18 protein-coding genes and 1 pseudogene are annotated in these 19,099 nt (G+C 66.4%); 8 read left to right on the top strand and 11 right to left on the bottom strand.

Translation table 11 applies throughout. From position 1 onward, the window contains the following. Positions 1 to 4: 4 nt before the first annotated feature. The 5 genes from LXE91_RS17115 to LXE91_RS17095 all read left to right on the top strand — a co-directional run bounded on the left by LXE91_RS17115 (position 5) and on the right by LXE91_RS17095 (position 4,810). Positions 5 to 1,207, top strand: coding sequence for a tryptophan--tRNA ligase (locus tag LXE91_RS17115; protein ID WP_011352534.1), 1,203 nt, complete (start codon positions 5 to 7; stop codon positions 1,205 to 1,207). A gap of 8 nt (positions 1,208 to 1,215) precedes the next feature. After that, positions 1,216 to 1,818, top strand: coding sequence for a class I SAM-dependent methyltransferase (locus LXE91_RS17110; protein WP_039364720.1), 603 nt, complete (start codon positions 1,216 to 1,218; stop codon positions 1,816 to 1,818). Between the two features lie 48 nt (positions 1,819 to 1,866). Beyond that, on the top strand, positions 1,867 to 2,772 hold the full coding sequence (gene dapA, locus LXE91_RS17105) for a 4-hydroxy-tetrahydrodipicolinate synthase (RefSeq protein ID WP_039364719.1): 906 nt from the start codon (positions 1,867 to 1,869) through the stop codon (positions 2,770 to 2,772). A 111-nt stretch (positions 2,773 to 2,883) separates the two neighbouring features. After that, complete coding sequence (gene bamC, locus LXE91_RS17100; protein WP_039364718.1) at positions 2,884 to 4,029, top strand: outer membrane protein assembly factor BamC; 1,146 nt, start codon at positions 2,884 to 2,886, stop codon at positions 4,027 to 4,029. A gap of 4 nt (positions 4,030 to 4,033) precedes the next feature. Next, the gene (locus LXE91_RS17095; protein WP_039364717.1) at positions 4,034 to 4,810 is read left to right on the top strand and encodes an MBL fold metallo-hydrolase; all 777 of its coding nucleotides are present in this window, start codon (positions 4,034 to 4,036) and stop codon (positions 4,808 to 4,810) included. A 114-nt stretch (positions 4,811 to 4,924) separates the two neighbouring features. Here LXE91_RS17095 and LXE91_RS17090 read toward each other — a convergent pair whose 3' ends face one another. The 3 genes and pseudogenes from LXE91_RS17090 to LXE91_RS17085 all read right to left on the bottom strand — a co-directional run bounded on the left by LXE91_RS17090 (position 4,925) and on the right by LXE91_RS17085 (position 6,641). Continuing rightward, on the bottom strand, positions 4,925 to 5,188 hold the full coding sequence (locus LXE91_RS17090) for a hypothetical protein (RefSeq protein ID WP_021162672.1): 264 nt from the start codon (positions 5,186 to 5,188) through the stop codon (positions 4,925 to 4,927). After that, positions 5,118 to 5,364 (bottom strand): annotated as a pseudogene (locus LXE91_RS43675) (hypothetical protein). The gene LXE91_RS17090 and the pseudogene LXE91_RS43675 overlap by 71 nt, the downstream one beginning before the upstream one ends. A gap of 56 nt (positions 5,365 to 5,420) precedes the next feature. Beyond that, positions 5,421 to 6,641: a cupin domain-containing protein gene (locus tag LXE91_RS17085; protein ID WP_039364716.1), complete on the bottom strand. Its 1,221-nt coding sequence runs from the start codon at positions 6,639 to 6,641 to the stop codon at positions 5,421 to 5,423. A gap of 32 nt (positions 6,642 to 6,673) precedes the next feature. On the opposite strand from LXE91_RS17085, the gene LXE91_RS17080 reads away from it, so the two are divergent. Beyond that, the gene (locus LXE91_RS17080; RefSeq protein WP_039364715.1) at positions 6,674 to 7,216 is read left to right on the top strand and encodes an FKBP-type peptidyl-prolyl cis-trans isomerase; all 543 of its coding nucleotides are present in this window, start codon (positions 6,674 to 6,676) and stop codon (positions 7,214 to 7,216) included. Here the strand turns inward: LXE91_RS17080 and LXE91_RS17075 are convergent. The 4 genes from LXE91_RS17075 to LXE91_RS17060 form a co-directional block, all read right to left on the bottom strand. Then, on the bottom strand, positions 7,196 to 8,467 hold the full coding sequence (locus tag LXE91_RS17075) for a hypothetical protein (protein WP_172625593.1): 1,272 nt from the start codon (positions 8,465 to 8,467) through the stop codon (positions 7,196 to 7,198). The two genes, LXE91_RS17080 and LXE91_RS17075, sit on opposite strands and share 21 nt — an antisense overlap. Continuing rightward, a complete protein-coding gene (mutS, locus tag LXE91_RS17070; RefSeq protein ID WP_039364714.1) occupies positions 8,448 to 11,105 on the bottom strand; it encodes a DNA mismatch repair protein MutS in 2,658 nt (885 codons plus the stop codon). The genes LXE91_RS17075 and mutS overlap by 20 nt, the downstream gene beginning before the upstream one ends. 210 nt (positions 11,106 to 11,315) lie before the next feature. Then, positions 11,316 to 12,938, bottom strand: a complete 1,623-nt coding sequence (locus LXE91_RS17065) for an NAD(P)/FAD-dependent oxidoreductase (protein WP_039364712.1) — start codon at positions 12,936 to 12,938, stop codon at positions 11,316 to 11,318. Positions 12,939 to 13,250: 312 nt separating this feature from the next. Next, the gene (locus LXE91_RS17060) at positions 13,251 to 14,054 is read right to left on the bottom strand and encodes an inositol monophosphatase family protein (RefSeq protein WP_039364710.1); all 804 of its coding nucleotides are present in this window, start codon (positions 14,052 to 14,054) and stop codon (positions 13,251 to 13,253) included. 280 nt (positions 14,055 to 14,334) lie between these two features. Between LXE91_RS17060 and LXE91_RS17055 the strand changes: the two genes are divergently transcribed. Both LXE91_RS17055 and cysE read left to right on the top strand, forming a co-directional pair. Further along, a complete protein-coding gene (locus LXE91_RS17055) occupies positions 14,335 to 15,159 on the top strand; it encodes an RNA methyltransferase (protein WP_039364708.1) in 825 nt (274 codons plus the stop codon). Positions 15,160 to 15,429: 270 nt separating this feature from the next. Further along, complete coding sequence (cysE, locus tag LXE91_RS17050) at positions 15,430 to 16,233, top strand: serine O-acetyltransferase (RefSeq protein WP_076841630.1); 804 nt, start codon at positions 15,430 to 15,432, stop codon at positions 16,231 to 16,233. Between the two features lie 48 nt (positions 16,234 to 16,281). Here the strand turns inward: cysE and LXE91_RS17045 are convergent, their stop codons facing one another. The 4 genes from LXE91_RS17045 to LXE91_RS17030 all read right to left on the bottom strand — a co-directional run bounded on the left by LXE91_RS17045 (position 16,282) and on the right by LXE91_RS17030 (position 19,029). After that, a complete protein-coding gene (locus LXE91_RS17045) occupies positions 16,282 to 17,082 on the bottom strand; it encodes a UDP-2,3-diacylglucosamine diphosphatase (RefSeq protein ID WP_039364704.1) in 801 nt (266 codons plus the stop codon). A gap of 23 nt (positions 17,083 to 17,105) precedes the next feature. Beyond that, entirely contained in the window at positions 17,106 to 17,597 is a 492-nt protein-coding gene (locus LXE91_RS17040; protein WP_006478428.1) for a peptidylprolyl isomerase, read from the bottom strand. 88 nt (positions 17,598 to 17,685) lie between these two features. Beyond that, on the bottom strand, positions 17,686 to 18,267 hold the full coding sequence (locus LXE91_RS17035) for a peptidylprolyl isomerase (RefSeq protein ID WP_011352517.1): 582 nt from the start codon (positions 18,265 to 18,267) through the stop codon (positions 17,686 to 17,688). A gap of 39 nt (positions 18,268 to 18,306) precedes the next feature. Next, entirely contained in the window at positions 18,307 to 19,029 is a 723-nt protein-coding gene (locus LXE91_RS17030) for a tetratricopeptide repeat protein (protein WP_039364702.1), read from the bottom strand. Positions 19,030 to 19,099 lie beyond the last annotated feature (70 nt).

The following is a 19,099-nucleotide window of genomic DNA, read 5'->3' as shown; positions in this document are numbered from 1 at the left end:
AACCATGTTCCCTGAACGTATTTTCTCCGGCATGCGACCCACCGGGTCGCTGCACCTCGGTCACTACCACGGCGTGCTGAAAAACTGGGTGAAGCTGCAGTCCGAGTACCCGTGCTTCTTCTGCGTCGTCGACTGGCATGCGCTGACGACGCACTACGAGACTCCCGAGGTCATCGAGAAGAACGTGTGGGACGTGCTGATCGACTGGCTCGCATCCGGCATCGATCCGGCGCAGGCCACGCTGTTCATCCAGAGCAAGGTGCCCGAGCACGCCGAACTCGCGCTGCTGCTCGGCATGAGCACGCCGCTCGGCTGGCTCGAACGCGTGCCGACCTACAAGGAGCAGATGGAGAAGCTGAAGGACAAGGACCTGTCGACCTACGGCTTCCTCGGCTATCCGGTGCTGATGGCGGCCGACATCCTGCTGTATCGCGGCTCGCTCGTGCCGGTCGGTGAAGACCAGGTGCCGCACGTCGAGATGACGCGCGAGATCGCGCGCCGCTTCAACTACCTGTACGGTCGCGAGCCGGGCTTCGAGGAGAAGGCGCTCGATGCCGCGAAGAAGCTGGGCGGCAAGCGCGCGAAGCTTTATCACGAGCTGCGCAACGCGTATCAGCAGGAGGGCGACGACGAGGCGCTCGAACAGGCGCGCGCGATGCTGCAGGAATCGCAGAGCCTGTCGATGAGCGACCGCGAGCGCCTGTTCGGCTATCTCGAAGGCGCGCGCAAGATCATCCTGGTCGAGCCGCAGGCGCTGCTCACCGAAGCATCGCGGATGCCGGGCCTCGACGGGCAGAAGATGTCCAAGTCGTACGGCAACACGATCGGCCTGCGTGAAGACGCCGAGACGATCACGAAGAAGGTCCGCACGATGCCGACCGATCCCGCGCGCGTGCGCCGCACCGATCCGGGCGATCCCGACAAGTGCCCGGTGTGGCAACTGCACCAGGTCTATACCGACGAAGCCACGCACGACTGGGTGCAGAAAGGCTGCCGCTCGGCGGGCATCGGCTGCCTCGACTGCAAGCAGCCGGTCGTCGAAGGCATCCTGCGCGAACAGCAGCCGATGCTCGAGCGTGCGCAGAAGTACATGGACGATCCGTCGCTGCTGCGCGCGATCGTCGCGGATGGTTGCGACAAGGCGCGCAAGTACGCGACGGAAACGATGCGCGACGTGCGTGACGCGATGGGCCTGTCGTACAACTGATCGACCGCATGAGCGCATCCGTCATCGCCGCTGCGGGCGGCCACGTCGCCCAGGCCGAGCCGTCGCGCTGGGTTGCGCAATGGTCGCGGCTCGTGTCGCCACGCGGCGCGGTGCTCGATGTCGCGGCGGGCGGCGGCCGCCATGCGCGCTGGTTCGCGTCGCACGGGCATCCGGTCGTCGCAGTCGAGCGCGACCCGGCCGCACTGGCCGCATTGCGTTCGATTCCGGGCGTCGATGCCCGTGACGCCGATCTCGAAGGCGCGCCGTGGCCGTTGCCGGCCGTCGAGCAGTTTGCGGCGGTGGTTGTCACGAATTATCTGCATCGTCCGCTCTGGCCCCATCTACTCGATGCGGTGGCGCCGGGCGGCGTGCTGATCTACGAAACCTTCGCGCAAGGAAACGAAACGGTCGGGAAACCGTCCAACCCCGCGTTCCTGCTCGCCCCGGGCGAGCTGCTGGACGCCGTGCACGGCCGCCTGCGGGTGGTTGCGTACGAGGACGGGTTCGTCGCCGCGCCGCGCGAGGCGTTCGTCCAGCGTCTCTGCGCAGTGCGCGAGGGCGCGACCCCGAAGGCGGGGGCGGGAATTCCACGTTACGAACTGCCCGGCTAATCCGCTACAATCTCAATGTTTACCGGTACATAACCTCAATCGCGTTTCATGGCTAACGGCACCCAAGACGGCATTCAAATCCGCGGAAGCATCCCCGCGATCGTCACCCCGATGCTCGAAGACGGCAGTCTCGACCTGCCGGCGTTTCGCAAACTGATCGACTGGCACATCGCGGAAGGCACCGATGCGCTCGTCGTGGTCGGTACGAGCGGCGAGTCGGCAACCCTCAACGTCGAAGAGCACATCCTGATGATCCGCACGGCGGTCGAGCATGCGGCGAAACGCATCCCGATCATCGCGGGCGCGGGCGGCAACTCGACCGCCGAGGCGATCGAGCTGACGAAGCACGCGAAGGCTGTCGGCGCGGACGCGACGCTGCAGGTCGTGCCGTACTACAACAAGCCGACGCAGGAAGGCATCTACCGTCACTTCAAGACGATCGCCGAAGCGGTCGACCTGCCGGTGATCCTGTACAACGTGCCGGGCCGCACGGTCGCCGACATGGCGCACGAGACGACGCTGCGCCTCGCGGAAGTCCCGGGCATCATCGGTGTGAAGGAAGCGACCGGCAACATCGATCGCGCCGCGCACCTGATCAAGGCCGCCCCGAAGCATTTCGCGATCTACAGCGGCGACGATCCGACCGCGATCGCACTGATGCTGCTCGGCGGCCACGGCAACATCTCGGTGACGGCGAACGTCGCACCGCGCGCAATGAGCGACCTGTGCCGCGCGGCGCTGGCCGGTGACGTACAGACGGCTCGCGCGCTGCACATGAAGCTGCTGTCGCTGCACAAGAACCTGTTCATCGAAGCGAACCCGATTCCGGTGAAGTGGGCGCTGCAGGCGATGGGCAAGATGCAGGGCGGCATCCGGCTGCCGCTCACGGCGCTCGACGAGCGCTGCCACGAAGCCGTGCGTTCGGCCCTCGTCGAGGCCGGCGTCCTCGCCTGATGCCGAGGCGGCCGCGTCCTGCGGCCGCCGGCTCGAACCCTGATCAACCCGCACCGGCCGGCTCCGTCCGGCGCCGCTCCTGACGAGCGTTCTAGCAAGACGAAGGATTTCATGAAACGTTTCGCCTTTTCCTCTCGCGCCATCCAGATGTCGGTGGTGGCGCTGGCGCTGGGCGCGCTCGCCGGCTGCGATACGCTGAACGACTACCTGGCCCCTGACCGGGTCAACTACAAGAACACCGGTTCCGCGCCGCCGCTCGCGGTGCCGAGCGACCTGAAGCCGGTGCCGACGACGCAGCAGTTCGTCGCGCCGCCGAGCAACGCCGGCCTCGGCACGCTGCCGCCGCGGGTCACGACGCAGGCCGGCAACGCGACCGACGGCATCCCGAGCGCGCAGGATCCGCTCGGCATGCACATCGAGCGCGACGGCGACCGCCGCTGGCTCGTCGTCGATGGCCGCACGCCCGAGCAGCTGTGGCCGATCCTGAAGGAGTTCTGGCAGGAGAACGGCTTCTCGCTGAAGACCGATGCGCCGTCGACGGGCATCATGGCCACCGACTGGGCTGAAAACCGCGCGAACATTCCCGATGACTGGTTCCGCCGCACGATCGGCAAGGTCATCGATTTCGCGTACTCGTCCGGCACGCGGGACCGCTTCCGTACGCTCGTGAACCGCACGTCGGACGGCAACACCGATATCTCGATCACGCACAGCGCGATGGAAGAAATGATGGTCGGCCCGCAGGGCGGCACGTCGTCGCGTTGGGAGGAGCGTCCGCGCAACCCGGTGCTCGAAGCCGTATTCCTGTCGAAGCTGATGCAGAAGTTCGGCCTGACCGATGCGCAGGCGAAGCAGTTGCTGACCGATGCGCGTCCCGCGACGGCGCCCGCGCAGGTCAGCGACACCAGCGGCGGCGGGGCGACGCTGCAACTGGCCGAGTCGTTCGACCGCGCATGGCTGCGTGTCGGCCTGGCGCTCGACCGCACCAATTTCGCGGTCGACAATCGCGATCGCGAGAAGGGTGTGTACACCGTGCGCTATGCGAACACGATGGAAGAGCTCAAGCGCGACGGTCTGTTCGGCAAGCTGTTCTATGGCGGTCCGTCGGCAGCGAAGCCCGGCAAGGAGTACCTCGTCAACGTGCGCGCACAGGGCAACGGCAGTACGCAGGTTGCGGTGGTCGGCGCAAACGGGCAGGTCGATAACTCGTCGGACGCACAGCGGATCATTTCGCTGCTCCACGCCCAGTTGAACTAAGCGCGTGCGATTCTCCAGCCTCGGAAGCGGCAGCGAAGGCAACGCGCTGGTCGTCGAGGCCTCGAGCGGCACGACGACCACCCGCGTGCTGCTCGACTGCGGCTTTTCCGCCAAGGAGGTCGAGCGCCGGCTCGGCCGACTGAATCTCTGCATCGGCGATCTCGATGCGATTCTCATTACCCACGAACACAGCGACCACGTCGGCAGTGCGCTGACGCTTGCCCGCCGCGGATCGCTGCCGCTCTACATGAGCTGGGGCACCGCGCGCGCGGTCGGCGCGGATGAGGCCGATGTCGATCTCCACGTGCTGTGGGGTGACGAGACGGCCGCGATACGCGATCTGGCCGTGATGCCCTATACGGTCCCTCACGACGCGCGTGAGCCGCTCCAGTTCGTCTTTATGGACGGCGCCAGCCGGCTCGGCGTGCTGACGGACGTCGGGATGGCCACGCCGCACATCACGGCCGTACTGAGCGGCTGTGACGCGCTGGTGCTCGAATCCAACCACGACACCGCGATGCTGGCCGCGAGCCGCTATCCGCAGTCGCTGAAGGCGCGCATCGGCGGCAACCATGGCCACCTGAGCAACGACGCGGCGGCGGACATCCTTGCGTCGCTTGAGCGCAGCCGCCTTCGGCACCTGGTCGCCGCGCACCTGAGCCAACAGAACAACCTGCCGGAACTGGTCCGCCAGGCGTTTGGCGGTGTGCTGGGGACGAGCGGAGACGACGTGGTCGTGGCCACGCAGGACGCGGGCTTCGACTGGCTGGCGCTCGGATGAGCGGGGCAGGGCCGCTGCGGCGGCCCGGTGCGACTGCCGTGCGATAGACGCAGAAACGGCAGACGTAAAAAAACCGGCCCTCGGGCCGGTTTTTTTTTCAGCTGACGCTGAGGCTTACTGGCTTGCGCCCGAAGCCGGAGCAGCCGTCGCTGCCGAAGCAGCCGACGCCACTGCAGCAGCAGCGTCGCTCGCAGCAGCCGTTGCCGACGAAGCAGCAGCCGAAGCGTCGCTCGCAGCACCAGCAACTGCCGAAGCAGCCGACGAAGCAGCAGCAGCCGCGTCGCTTGCAGCCGACGAAGCAGCTTGATCAGCGCTCTTGTTGCAAGCAGCCAGTGCAACAGCAGCCAACAGGGAAGCTACGAGGAGGGATTTCTTCATGATCACGTCCTTTTATGGTTAAAGGTAAGCAACAGCGCGAAACAATACCGGTAATGTGCTCCAACACCGACCTGGGCCGCTGGTGGAGATGCACTTCTTAGAGCGTGAATCTTCCCTACGGCTTGGGCGGAAATTATATGCACTTTCCTATCGACCGTCGACAAATGCGGGGTCAATACGTTGTCTTTCCCATACAGAATTTGATCTGTACGGGCATACGGGGCGACTCACACTAAATCCGGTTTCCGACCCGTATCCAGCCCGCACGATACCACTCGTGCAACAAGGCTGTCATCGAGGGAACCCGGGATAGTGTTACAAACCGTTTCGCCTCCATCTGGCGTTGATTGGCCAGTTCGGGCAGCCATTCGCTGGCCTGCTCGAGCGGTCCTTCTTCACCATTAATGAAGTACGAGCGCGCGTTATACATCAATGCGGCCCTTCTGTCGAGACACACGCCCCGGCGTGACGCTTGCGTGACGAACGCGGCCTCGGACAGCGGGCGTGCGGGCGGGTCGAAAACGACGTTCGGCTTGGGCTCGCTCAGGTAGCAGCCGAGGAATTCGGCGACGTCCCGCTTGCGCCAGCGGATCGCGTCCACGATCTCGGCAACGCGCTCGACCATCGCCGGAGGCAGCTGGGCGGGCGTGTCGACGGCCGACTGTTTCGGATCGCGGTAAAGATCGTCGCCGCAACCGTCGCGCAGGCCGCCACGCTCCGCGAGATAGTACAGGAACTGGGCGCCCAGCTCGCCGGCGGACGGGGCCCGGAAGCCGATCGAGCAGGTCATGCATTCGCCTTCGGCAACGCCATCGTGCGCGATGTGCGGCGGCAGGTAGAGCATGTCGCCGGGTTCCAGCACCCATTCGTCGCTCGGTTCGAAATTTTCGAGGATCTTCAGCGGCACGTCCGGTTGCAGCGACAGGTCCTTCTGCGCACCGACGCGCCAGCGGCGCCGGCCTTCGACCTGCAGCAGGAATACGTCATACGAATCGAAGTGCGGGCCGACGCCGCCGCCATCCGTCGCATAGGAGATCATCAGGTCGTCCAGACGCGCGTCGGGGATGAAGCGGAAGCGGTCGAGCAGTGCGCGCGCGGCATCGACGTGCAGGTCGAGCCCCTGCACGAGCAGGGTCCAGGCCTTGCGCGTGACGGCCGGCAGCGAGCCGGGCTCGAACGGGCCGTGCTCCAGTTGCCACTTGTTACGAAAATGGGTGATCAGTCGCGATTCCGCGTCATAGTCCGCTGCGAGCTCGAACAGCGCGTCGCGCGAGACCGGCGACGCGACGCCCGGGATCGCCTGGCGGATCAGGAGCGGCTTCTTCTGCCAGTAGCCGCGCATGAATTGCGCCGGCGTAAGACCACCGAGCAGCGGTGTGGGAAGATCGGAAGGCGGCGCGCCGAGCGGGGCGGCAGCGGCATCCCGCGGTTCGGCTTGAGACCGGTTGCGCATCGTATAATGAGACTTGTAATTGGGAGAATTGGATGAAAATCGCAAAAAACACCGTCGTGTCCGTCACTTACAAGCTGTCGGATACACAGGGCAACCTGATCGAGGAAAGCGACGAGCCGATGGTCTATCTGCACGGCGGCTATGATGGCACGTTCCCCAAGATCGAGGAACAGCTCGACGGCCATGAGCCGGGCTACGAGGCGCAGGTTCAGCTCGAGCCGCAGGACGCGTTCGGCGACTACGATCCCGAACTCGTGAAGATCGAGCCGCGCGATCGTTTTCCCGAGCCGCTCGAAGTGGGCATGCAGTTCGAAGGCACGCCGGAAGACGGCGACGAGGAAGTCGATTCGCTGATCTACACGGTCACCGACATTGCCGAAGACAAGGTCGTGCTCGACGGCAATCACCCGCTGGCAGGCATGGCGCTGCGTTTCGCGCTCACCGTGAAGGACGTTCGCGAAGCCACCGAAGACGAAATCGAGCATGAGCACGCACATGGTGCGGAAGGGCTCGAGATCGTCGACGAGGACGAAGACGAAGACGGTGACGCGCCGTCAGGGCGTACCCTGCACTGAGCTCGCAGGCAGGCCGGGTGCCGGCCCCGACGCAGGGGCGGGCGCCGGCCACGATGCGCCGCCCGGTGCGGCGCCGTCACCCTGTAATGGCGGCGCGACCGACGACGCGTCGGGCAGCGCCGGCAACGCAGGGATTTCCGGCATCTGCGGCAGCGGCACGTCGTCACGCGGCGCGAGTGGCAGCGCGGGCGGCACGGGCAGGTTCTTCGGCACCTCCTGCAGGCTCACGTTGAAGATCGTCTGCCGTGCCGGCGACACGCTCACCTTGACCCACTGATTCGTCGGATGGCGCGGTCCGATCGCGACGCGCGTCACGTTACCCACCAGTTCACCGTCATCTGCCCGCAGCGGGCGGTCGATCAGAAAACCGTTTGCAAGCGGCTCGCCGCTCGCATGCATCACGAGTATCGGGCCGCGGAACGTCGCCGCCGCCTTCACCAGCGTTCGTTTCAATTCACGGAAGCCGTCGCGCACGCGCGGCCGGTTGAAGCGCAGCCATGCGAAGCGTTCCGCGCGTTCATAGCGTTCGAACTGCGGATCGCCTTCGAACATCACCACCATCGCACGTGCCTCCCGCCGCTTCGCGTATTCGGCCGCGTGGTCGATCCAGAAACCGTTCGCGATGATGCGGTCCTCGAATTCGCCGTTGCGCCCGCCGGCCGTCAGGTAGTGGTTGTTCGGCGCCGGCGCGTTGAGCGCGACGTAGACGATGTCGTCGCGCATCCAGCGTGCGTTTTCCCGATACGGCCGGAACCGTGCGACTTCGCTTTCCCGCGTGATTTGCAGCGCGCCGGGGTCGGGCAGTGCCGAATCGGCGAGCAGCGTCTGCCGCAGGAAATCGAGCCGCTCGACCGGATCGTAGCCGCCGCCAGCCGCGGTGTTGCACGTTACCCAGTCGTCGTGGCCGGGAATGAACACGAGCGGCACGCGTGCCGCATCCAGGATCGCGCCACGCTGCGAATACAGTGCATCGCGGCACGCTTCCTTCGAACCCTTGAGATCGCCCGCATAGACGACGAACGCGAGGTTGCGCTCGCGCGCGATCGCATCGAGCAGCCGCTGGGCGGCGGGCTCGTCCGCAGGGGCATTCATCACACCCGACACGACCGCGAACGAGTAGGGCGTGGTGCTGCGCTTCGGCGGCGCGGCCAGCGCGGTGGCCTGCGCGAGCGTGAGCACGGCCGCAACGAGCGCGGCGGCCGTGCGCGCCGGCAGGCCGCGCGGGATGCGCTTACGCGTGTCCGTCGACATCGTGCGACCGGACCAGCGTGCGCAGTTCGTACAGCAGGTCGAGCGCCTCGCGCGGCTTGAGATCGTCGGGATCGATGTCGCGCAGTTTTTCGAGCGCCGGATGCGGTGTGTCGGGCAGCGCCGGCGCGTCCGCGCATTCGAGATCGTCGGCGGCCACCGGCGGCGCGCTGAACAGGTCGAGTTGCGGCGTGTGCTGCGACGCCGACTGCTGTTCGAGATACGCGAGGTGCTTGCGCGCAGCGCGGATCACGGGCGCCGGAACGCCTGCGAGCTGCGCGACCTGCAGGCCGTAGCTCTGGTTGGCCGGACCTTCGTTGACCGCGTGCAGGAACACGATGCCGTGGCCGTGCTCGACGGCCGACAGGTGGACGTTGGCCGCTTGCGGGAATTCGGCCGGCAGTTGCGTCAGCTCGAAGTAGTGCGTCGCGAACAGCGTGTAGCACGCGTTGTGCGCCAGCAGGTGGCGCGCGATGGCCCATGCGAGCGCGAGGCCGTCGAACGTCGACGTGCCGCGGCCGATCTCGTCCATCAGCACGAGGCTTTGCGGCGTCGCGTCGTTGAGGATCGCAGCGGCTTCGGTCATCTCGACCATGAACGTCGAGCGGCCGCCCGCGAGATCGTCCGCCGCGCCGATCCGTGTGAAGATCCGGTCGATCGGGCCGAAGCATGCCGACTTGGCCGGCACGTAGCTGCCCACGTAGGCCATCAGCGCGATCAACGCGGTCTGCCGCATGAATGTCGATTTACCGCCCATGTTCGGACCGGTAATCAGCAGCAGCTTGCGCTCGGTGCCGAAGCGGCAGTCGTTCGCGATGAACTGTTCGACCTGTGCCTCGACGACAGGGTGGCGGCCCTGTTCGATTTCGATGCCGATCTCGTCGGTGAAGGTGGGGGCGACCCAGTCGAGTGCGCGGGCGCGTTCGGCGAATGCGGCGAGCAGGTCGAGCTCGGCGAGTGCCGATGCGACGCGCTGGCACTCCGGGATGAACGGCAGCAGTGCCTGCAGCACCGCGTCGTACAGCGCGCGCTCGCGCGCCAGTGCGCGTTCCTGCGCGGACAGCGCCTTGTCCTCGAAGGTCTTCAGTTCGGGCGTGATGTAGCGCTCGGCGTTCTTCAACGTCTGGCGCCGGCGGTAATCGTCGGGCACCTTGTCGGTCTGGCCGCGCGTGACCTCGATGTAGAACCCGTGCACCTTGTTGTATTCGACGCGCAGGTTCGCGATGCCGGTGCGCGTGCGTTCGCGCGCTTCGAGATCGATCAGGAACTGCCCGCAGTTCTCCGAGATGTCGCGCAACTCGTCGAGCTCGGCGTCGTAGCCGCGCGCGATGACACCACCGTCGCGCACCATCGCGGCCGGCTCGGGCGCAATCGCGCTGGTCAGCAGGTCGAGGCATTCGGCGGGCGGTGCGAGTGCTGCGTCGACGCGGGTGAGTGAGTCCGCGTTCGCGACGATCGCGCTGATGCGCTCGCGCAGTGCCGGCAGCGCAGCGAACGTGTCGCGCAGGCTCGACAGGTCGCGCGGGCGGGCGGACAGCAGCGCGAGACGCCCGGTGATCCGTTCGACGTCGGCGATCTGGCGCAGCGCGCTGCGCAGCGCATCGAGACTTGCATTGGCCGGTGCATCGAGCAGTGCACCGATTGCCTGCTGGCGCGACTGTGCAGCGACCGACGCGCGCGGCGGGTGATGCAGCCAGTGACGCAGCAGCCGGCTGCCCATCGTCGTGCAGCAGGTGTCGAGCAGTGAATACAGGGTCGGTGACTCGGTGCCGCGCAGCGTCTCGGTCAGCTCGAGGTTGCGGCGCGTGGCCGGATCGAGACCGATGTACTCCGTTTCGTTCTCGACCTTCAGGCTGCGCACGTGCCGCAGTTGCTGGCCTTGCGTGGCGGCCGCATACAGCAGCAGCGCGCCGGCCGCGCCGCACGCGCTCGTGAGTGAATGCGCCCCGAAGCCGTCGAGGCTCGCGACATCGAGCTGGTCGCACAGGCGCTGCGTGCCCGATGCGATGTCGAAGTGCCAGGCCGGCACGCGCTTGCTGGCGCCCGCGCCGGCCGGCACGGCGTCGGTCGCACCGTCCGGCGTCAGGATCTCGGCCGGCCGGATGCGCTCGAGCGCGGCCGCGAGCTGATCGGGTTCGATTTCGGCGAGCCGCAGCGCGCCGCTTGCGAGGTTCAACCATGCAAGGCCGATGTTCACCGCGACGCCGCGCTTGTTGTGGCCCGTGCACATCGCGAGCAGGTAAACGTCGTTCTTGTCGGACAGCAGCGCGGCATCGGTCAGCGTGCCGGGCGTGACGACGCGCACGACCTTGCGCTCGACGGGGCCCTTCGACGTGGCGGGATCGCCGATCTGCTCGCAGATCGCGACCGATTCGCCCATTTTCACGAGCTTCGCAAGATACTGCTCAACCGCGTGATGCGGTACGCCGGCCATCTTGATCGGCGTGCCGGCGGTGGCACCGCGTTGCGTGAGGGTCAGGTCGAGCAGGCGTGCGGCTTTCTCCGCGTCTTCGAAGAACAGCTCGTAGAAGTCGCCCATCCGGTAGAAGACAAGCGTGTCGGGATGGTCGGCCTTGATGCGGAGGTACTGCTGCATCATTGGAGTGTGGCCGGCGAAGGCGTCGGGCGACAGCGTGGTCATAAGTCAGGCGTGAAGTTGTTGCTTTGGTTGCCCGAGTTTACCAGTGGCTTCGGCATGCACGCGCGAAGTTGGCCATTCGGCCAGGTTGCCGGAGATTGCGCGACCGGCGGCGGTCATTCTCGCGCGCCGTCCGACCGCGCTCCTGGCCGGCCATGAGACGGTCGGCGCCGCTCAGGTCGAGAACCTTCGCGCGCCGACTCGTCTCGTACATCAGGCCGCTTGCCCCGACGTCATGCTGAGCGCCACCGCCTGCGCGACTTCGATCCCGTCGATGGCCGCCGAATAGATGCCGCCCGCATACCCCGCACCTTCACCCGCCGGATACAGCCCCTCGACGTTCATGCTCTGGTAATCGTCCTTGCGTCGAATCCGGATCGGCGACGAAGTGCGCGTTTCGACACCGGTGAGCACCGCATCGTGCATCGCGAAGCCGGCGATCTTCTTGTCGATCTCGGGGAGGGCTTCGCGGATCGCTTCGATCACATAGTCCGGCAGCGCGGTGCTGAGATCGGTCGGGTTCACGCCCGGCTTGTACGACGGCTCCACGGAGCCCAGCGACGTCGACGGCCGGCCGGCGATGAAATCGCCAACCAGCTGGCCCGGCGCGCGGTAATCGCCGCCGCCGAGTTCGAACGCGCGCTCTTCCCATTTGCGCTGGAACGCGATGCCCGCCAGCGGGCCGCCGGGATAGTCGTCCGGCGTGATGCCGACGACGATGCCCGCATTCGCGTTGCGCTCGGCGCGCGAATACTGGCTCATGCCGTTGGTGACCACGCGGCCCGGCTCGGAGGTCGCCGCGACCACCGTGCCGCCCGGGCACATGCAGAAGCTGTAGACGGCGCGCCCATTGCTGCAGTGATGCACCACCTTGTAGTCCGCCGCGCCGAGCTGCTTGTGGCCCGCGAACTTGCCGAAGCGGCTGCGATCGATCAGCCCCTGCGGATGCTCGATGCGAAAACCCAGCGAGAACGGCTTGGCTTCGATAAAGACGCCGCGATCGTGCAGCATCTGGAAGGTGTCGCGCGCGCTGTGGCCCACGGCCAGCACCACGTGGTCGCACTGCAGCGTTTCGCCGTTCGACAGCTTCAGCGAGCGCACCTTGCCCTGATCAATCTCGATGTCGTCGACCCGCGTTTCGAAACGCACTTCGCCACCCAGTTCGTGGATGGACGCGCGCATCTTTTCCACCATGCTGACGAGGCGGAACGTGCCGATGTGCGGCCGGCTCAGATACAGGATGTCGTCCGGCGCACCGGCCTTGACGAATTCGTCCAGCACCTTGCGGCCATAGTGGTTCGGATCCTTGATCTGGCTGTACAGCTTGCCGTCGGAGAACGTCCCGGCCCCGCCTTCGCCGAACTGCACGTTGGATTCGGGGTTGAGCACGCTCTTGCGCCACAGGCCGAAGGTGTCCTTGGTGCGTTCGCGCACGGCCTTGCCGCGTTCCAGGATGATGGGGCGGAAACCCATCTGCGCGAGGATCAGCCCCGCGAACAGGCCGCACGGCCCCATGCCGATCACGACCGGGCGCAGGAAATTGCCGTGCTCGGGCGCCTTCGTGACGAAGTGGTACGCCATGTCGGGCGTCACGCCGCAATGCGGCTTGCCGGCGAGGCGCTTGATCGCGGCCGCTTCGTCCGTGACTTCGACATCGACGATATACGTGAGCTTGATGTCGGCGCGCTTGCGCGCATCGTGCGCACGGCGGAACACGGTGTAACGGAGGAGCCCGTCCGCGGCCACGCCAAGCTCCGCGAGGCGCGCGCGAATCGCGGCCTCGAGCGCGCTCTCGGGGTGGTCGAGGGGGAGTTTAATTTCGCTTAGCCGTAACATGGGAACTCGGATGCGATTGCCACGGCGTCGTGGCGGTGTTGATACGGTCGGGGGCCGGCTGGCCGGCGGTGTTGTCCGCCGTGCGGGCATGCCGGACGCAAACCCATCATTGTCATTGCGGGAAGGGCCATGCATGCGCAAGTGCGCCGACCGGCCCGAACAACTCAAGCAACTTCAGGATAGGCGCACGAAGCGACCCTTGTGCGGGAAGATTGTCCCGCCTCCCGGCAACGGGAGGCGAATGGCGCGCCGTCATGACGATGCCCGCGAGCGGTAAGCGCGAAAGCCGCGCCGTGCAGGCGCGGCCGGGGCTTACTCCGCCGCCGGATGCACGTGCGTGTAACCCTTCAGGATCGGGATCATCTGCGCGTAGATCTTCGGATTCGCGGCGACGATTTCATGGCGATGCAGGAAGTCGGCGTCGCCCGTGTAGTTGCCGACGAGGCCACCGGCCTCGGTGATCAGCAGGCTGCCCGCCGCCATGTCCCACACGTTGATGCCCTGTTCGAAGAACGCGTCGAGGCGGCCGGCCGCGACGTTCGCGAGATCGAGTGCGGCTGCGCCCGGACGGCGCAGGCCCGTGCAGGCCTGCGTCATTTCGGTGAAGAGGCGCGCGTAGGCATCGAGGCCGTCCTTTTCGCGGAACGGGAAGCCCGTGCCGACCAGTGCGTCCGACAGGCGGTCGCGGCGGCCGACGCGGATGCGGCGGTCGTTCAGGTACGCGCCGCGGCCGCGGGTGGCCGTGAACAGGTCGTTCTTGTTCGGATCGTAGACGACAGCCTGCGTGACGACGCCCTTGTGCTCGAGCGCGATCGATACGCAGTAGTACGGGAAGCCGTGGATGAAGTTGGTCGTGCCGTCGAGCGGATCGATGATCCACTTGAATTCGGATTCGTTCTCCGATTCGCCCGATTCTTCCGCGAGGATCGCGTGGTCGGGGTAGGCGGTCTTCAGCGTCTCGATGATCGCGTCTTCGGCGGCCTTGTCCACTTCGGTGACGAAGTCGTTCTGCTGCTTCTTGCGGATCTCGATCAGGTCGAGATCGAGGGAAGCGCGATTGATGATCTGTCCGGCGCGGCGCGCAGCCTTGACAGCAATGTTGAGCATGGGATGCATGAGCCTGGATCCTGTAGCCGGCGGCACGGGCCGCCACGAAGTGGAACAACCGCCCGGCGCGGCGCAAGCGCGGCAGGCGAGATGAGACGCGAATTGACAAAGAACGGGGTACGACCCGCGCTGCACGGTGCGCAACGCGTAAGGGCATGATTTTACCCGATTTTTGGCGGTTTCAGGTAACCGGAATACGGGGAAACCCCCACTATCCGTCCGGACGAGTGGGTTTGCTGCGACGATGGCGATACCATACTGCCATTCTGATGAACCGAGTCGTATCGTAGTGGAAACCCCGCAGATCACCGCCGCGCCGTCCGAGCCGGGCGCGGCCTCGTCCTGGTCGCCGTCCGGCGGCTTCACGTCCACCCGTTTCGTGCTCGTCGAGCCGAGCCATCCCGGCAATGTCGGGGCGGCTGCCCGCGCACTGAAAACGATGGGATTTTCACGTCTCGTGCTGGTCGCGCCGCGCGTGCCGCACGTGCAGAGCGATCCCGAGGCGATCGCGATGGCCAGCGGCGCGGACGACGTCCTCGCGTCCGCGCACGTCGTGCCGACGCTCGGCGACGCGCTGTCCGGCGTTCACTGGTCGATCGCGCTGACCGCACGCGCGCGCGAATACGGGCCGCCGCGCCTGGCGCCGCGTGCCGCGGCCAGGCAGGCGTGCGCGCAGGTCGGCACGGGCGACATCGCGCTCGTGTTCGGCAACGAGCGCACGGGCCTCGCGAACGAGCATGTCGAGCAGTGCAGCGCGCTGGCCCATATTCCAGCGAACCCGGCCTACAGTTCGCTGAATCTCGCACAGGCCGTGCAGGTGCTTGCGTACGAGTTGCGCGTCGCGTTTCTCGAGCAGGCGAGCGAGCCGCCGGCGCAACCGTCGGCCGAAGCCGGCACGCTTGCGCAGAGCGACGAGATCGAGCGGATGTACGTGCACCTCGAGAACGCGCTGATCGCGCTCGATTTCCTCGATCCGCGCAATCCGAAGAAGCTGATGCCGCGGCTGCGGCGGCTGTTCGCACGCACGGGCCTCGAGCGCGAGGAGGTCAACATCCTGCGCGGTGTCGCGAAGCACATCCTGCTGAAATCGGGCAAGCCCGGCGGCGACGCGTAAGCGGTCGGCGCACGGATTGCCGGAAGTCCCGGCGCGCGGGGCAACCACCCCCGTCGACGGGTGCCGGGTTGGCCACCGAAAGCGCCGGGGCGGCTTGCTCCACTTGGTCGACCACCCCGCAAACCCGGCAACTGCAAGCGTTCCGCCCGAATACCCGCGCCGTCTGCGGGGTGAACTGGCGAGCGCGTGCGGCCGTTCGTGACTCGCCCTACAATCGCCAAACGTCATAAGTAAATTACCCGGCGCGATAACGGCCGGTCATCGTCGGCGATGCGCGCCGGCCTTTTCCCAGACCACATCATGTTCACGAGACTGCGCGAAGACGTTGCAACGATTCGCGAGCGGGATCCCGCCGCTCGCAGTGCATGGGAAGTGCTGACCTGTTATCCGGGGTTGCATGCGCTCGTGCTGCATCGTTTCGCACACGCATGCTGGCGCGCGAAGCGCTTCTGGCTCGCGCGTTTCGCATCGCAGGCCGGCCGGTTCCTGACGGGGATCGAGATTCACCCCGGCGCGACGATCGGCCGGCGCGTGTTCATCGATCACGGGATGGGCGTCGTGATCGGCGAGACGGCGATCGTCGGCGACGATTGCACGATCTATCAGGGCGTGACGCTGGGCGGCACGTCGCTCACGCGCGGCGCCAAGCGCCACCCGACGCTCGAGGCCGGTGTGATCGTCGGCGCCGGCGCGAAGGTGCTCGGCGGCTTCACGGTCGGTGCGGGCGCGAAGATCGGCTCGAATGCGGTCGTCGTGAAGCCGGTGCCGGCGGGCGGTACGGCGGTCGGCAATCCGGCGCGCATCGTGATGCCGGCGCAGCCGAAGTCGCAGCCCGAACGCGCGGCGTTCTGCGCATACGGGATCACGCCGAATGCCGACGATCCGATGTCGCTTGCGATTCATGGCCTGATCGATCATGCGGCGAAGGAAAGCCGCCGCGTCGACGAGATCGTCGCCGCACTCGAGCGGCTCGGCACGCATCTGGAAACGCTGCAGGGCGCCGATGCGGCGCGCCTCGATCTGCGCCGGCTGTCGGCCGTGCTGGAAGGCAAGTCGGTCGAGCGCCAGGTGTAATTCAATGGATGCCCGCTGTTGCCGGTTGGTGCGACGGCAGCGGCGGTGTCAGTCGAGCGGCATCGCGTGGATGCCTTCCGCATCGACGCGCAGGTAGCCGCCGCGCGGCTTGCCGTGGTCGAGATCCCAGTCGGGCAGCACCCAGCGGATGCCACCTGGTTCCATGTGCCGCGCAGGGCGGTGCGTGTGGCCGTGAATGATCACGCTCGCGCGGCTTTTCCGGAACAGCGCGGCCACGCCGTCACGCGTGACATCGTAAATCGCCGAAGCGGGGCGCATCCGGCCCGCTTCGCTGTTCGAGCGCATGCGCTGCGCGAGCGCGCGGCGCCAGCGGAACGGCCATGCGAGAAACAGCCATTGCGCAGCGCGGTTGCGTGCGAAGCGGCGGAACACCTGGTAGCCGCGGTCGGCCGTGCATTGTGCGTCGCCATGGGCGAGCACGATGCGCTGGCCGAATGCCATGATCAGCGAAGGATCCGGTAGCAGCATCGCGCCGGCTGCCTTCATGAAGCGCCGGCCGAGCAGGAAATCGCGATTGCCGTGCATCACGTAGAGTGCAATGCCGCGCTCCGAGAACGTGTGCATCAGCGCGGCCATGCGTGCTGCAAATGGATCGTCGTCGAGGATGTCGTCGCCGATCCAGTATTCGAACAGGTCGCCGAGGATGAACACCGAGTCGGCGCTGTCGGCGGTGTATTTCACGAAATGCTCGAACGCAGCGACCGTCTTCGGAATCGCTTCGCTCAGGTGCAGATCGGAGAGAAACAGGAACGGGCGTGCGGCTTGCGCGTATTCGCGCTCGCCCGGCACGCCCGCGGAGACGCTTCGCGGCGGACTCTCCTGCAACATCGAAGTGCCTCCGTAACGACGCGTCAGACCACGACGGCCTTCTCGATCACGACGTCGTCAGTCGGCACGTCCTGGTGGAAACCGGCGTTGCCCGTCTTGACGCCCTTGATCTTGTCGACCACGTCCTGGCCTTCGACGACCTTGCCGAACACGGCGTAGCCCCAGCCCTGCGGCGTCGGCGACGAATGGTTCAGGAAGTCGTTGTCGTTCACGTTGATGAAGAACTGGGCGGTCGCCGAGTGCGGATCGTTCGTGCGCGCCATCGCGACCGTGTAGTTGTCGTTCTTCAGGCCGTTGTTCGCCTCGTTGTCGATCGGCGCATCGGTCGGCTTCTGCTTCAGGCCCGGCTCGAAGCCGCCGCCCTGGATCATGAAGCCGTTGATCACGCGATGGAACACGGTGCCGTCGTAGTGGCCCTTCTTCACGTAGTTCAGGAAGTTCTCGACCGTCTTCGGTGCCTTCGCGGCGTCGAGCTCGAGCTTGATCACGCCGTGGTTCGTATGCAGTTCAACCATGATGAATTCCTTCGGTGAGGCGGTTTAAATGGCACGCGGCCGGTCGTGCGACGCGGCCGCGTGAGGCGCCGGACGTGCCGGCAGGTTCTTACTTCGAGACGATGCTGGCCGATTCGATCACGATCGGTTGCGCGGGCACGTCCTGCATCGGGCCGCGCGAGGTCGTCGCGACGCCTTCGATCTTCTTCACGACGTCGAGGCCCGACACGACCTTGCCGAACACCGCATAGCCGTTGCCGTCCGGGTTCGGGTAGTCGAGGCCGCTGTTGTCGACCGTGTTGATGAAGAACTGCGCGGTGGCCGAGTTCGGATCGCTCGTGCGTGCCATCGCGATCGTGCCCGTCAGGTTCTTCAGACCATTGCGGCTCTCCAGCGGGATCGGCGCGCGGGTCGGCTTCTCCTCGAAGTTGGTCTTGTAGCCGCCGCCCTGGATCATGAAGCCCTTGATCACGCGATGGAAGATCGTGCCGTTGTACTGGCCGGCCTTCACGTAATCGAGGAAGTTGGCGACGGACTTCGGCGCCTTCTCCGGGTAGAGCTCGACGCGGATGTCGCCCTGCGAGGTCTTCAGCTGCACGACGGGGTGCGCGGTAGCCGATTGCGCGAACGCAGGTGCGGTCGCGGTCGCGAGAAGGGCGGCGCCGCCAAGCGCCAGCAACAGACGTTTCATTGCGATCCTCAGGTTGGGAGGGAAAGAAGGCCGCGCCGCTTATTTCGACGGCGCGACGTACGGCGCCGCCAGTGCGCCCGACGGACCGCTGAACTGGAACGTCGGCGACATCGGCAGCGTGGTGGTGCTCACGTTCGCGGCTGCGCGGTCGGCGTAGTCGCGCGTGGCCGGTGCGGTTGCACGGGCATTCGGCGCGGCCTTCGGCGGCGACACGATCTTCTGGAGATCGGCAAGGCGCTGCGCGGTCGCGCCGCTCGTGCGGCCGAGCGATTGTGCGCGCTTGTACGACTCGGCCGCGAGGCGCAGGTAGAGATCGCCGAGGTTCTCGTATGCGAGCGAGTAGCCCGGGTTCGATTGCGTCGCCGTGACGAGCGCGGTGCGCGCTTCGTCGTAACGGCCATGCTTCGCGTAAAGCGCCGCAAGGTTGTTGTACGGCTCGGGCAGTTCGGGGTACGCCTGCGTGATCGCGACGAACTGCTGGATCGCGTCGTCATCGCGGTTCAGGCGGGCCAGCACCGTGCCGCGCTTGAACTGCGCCTGCACGTCGTGCGGGTTCGATGCGATGCGCGCGTCGAGCTGCGCGAGCGCCTGCTTCCACTGCTTGCCGGCGATCGATGCGTCGATTTCGGGCGTGCCGTCGGCGGTGGCCGGGGCCTTCTGCGCATGCGCCGCGGGAGCCGCGAAAAGCGTCAGCGCGACGCCCATGACGGTGGTCGCAACGAGGGTCGCAGCGCTCTGCGCGCGGCCGCGATGAGGTTTCATAGGCGTAAATCGGAATGTTATACTCCGAGCCATTCTAACAAAACGTCTGCGCGTTCCGGCGAGCGGCAGA

Source organism: Burkholderia contaminans (assembly GCF_029633825.1).
GTDB classification, from domain to species: Bacteria; Pseudomonadota; Gammaproteobacteria; order Burkholderiales; family Burkholderiaceae; genus Burkholderia; species Burkholderia contaminans.
Note: the sequence above shows the minus strand (reverse complement) of the source record. Positions and strands in the feature narration are given on the sequence as shown.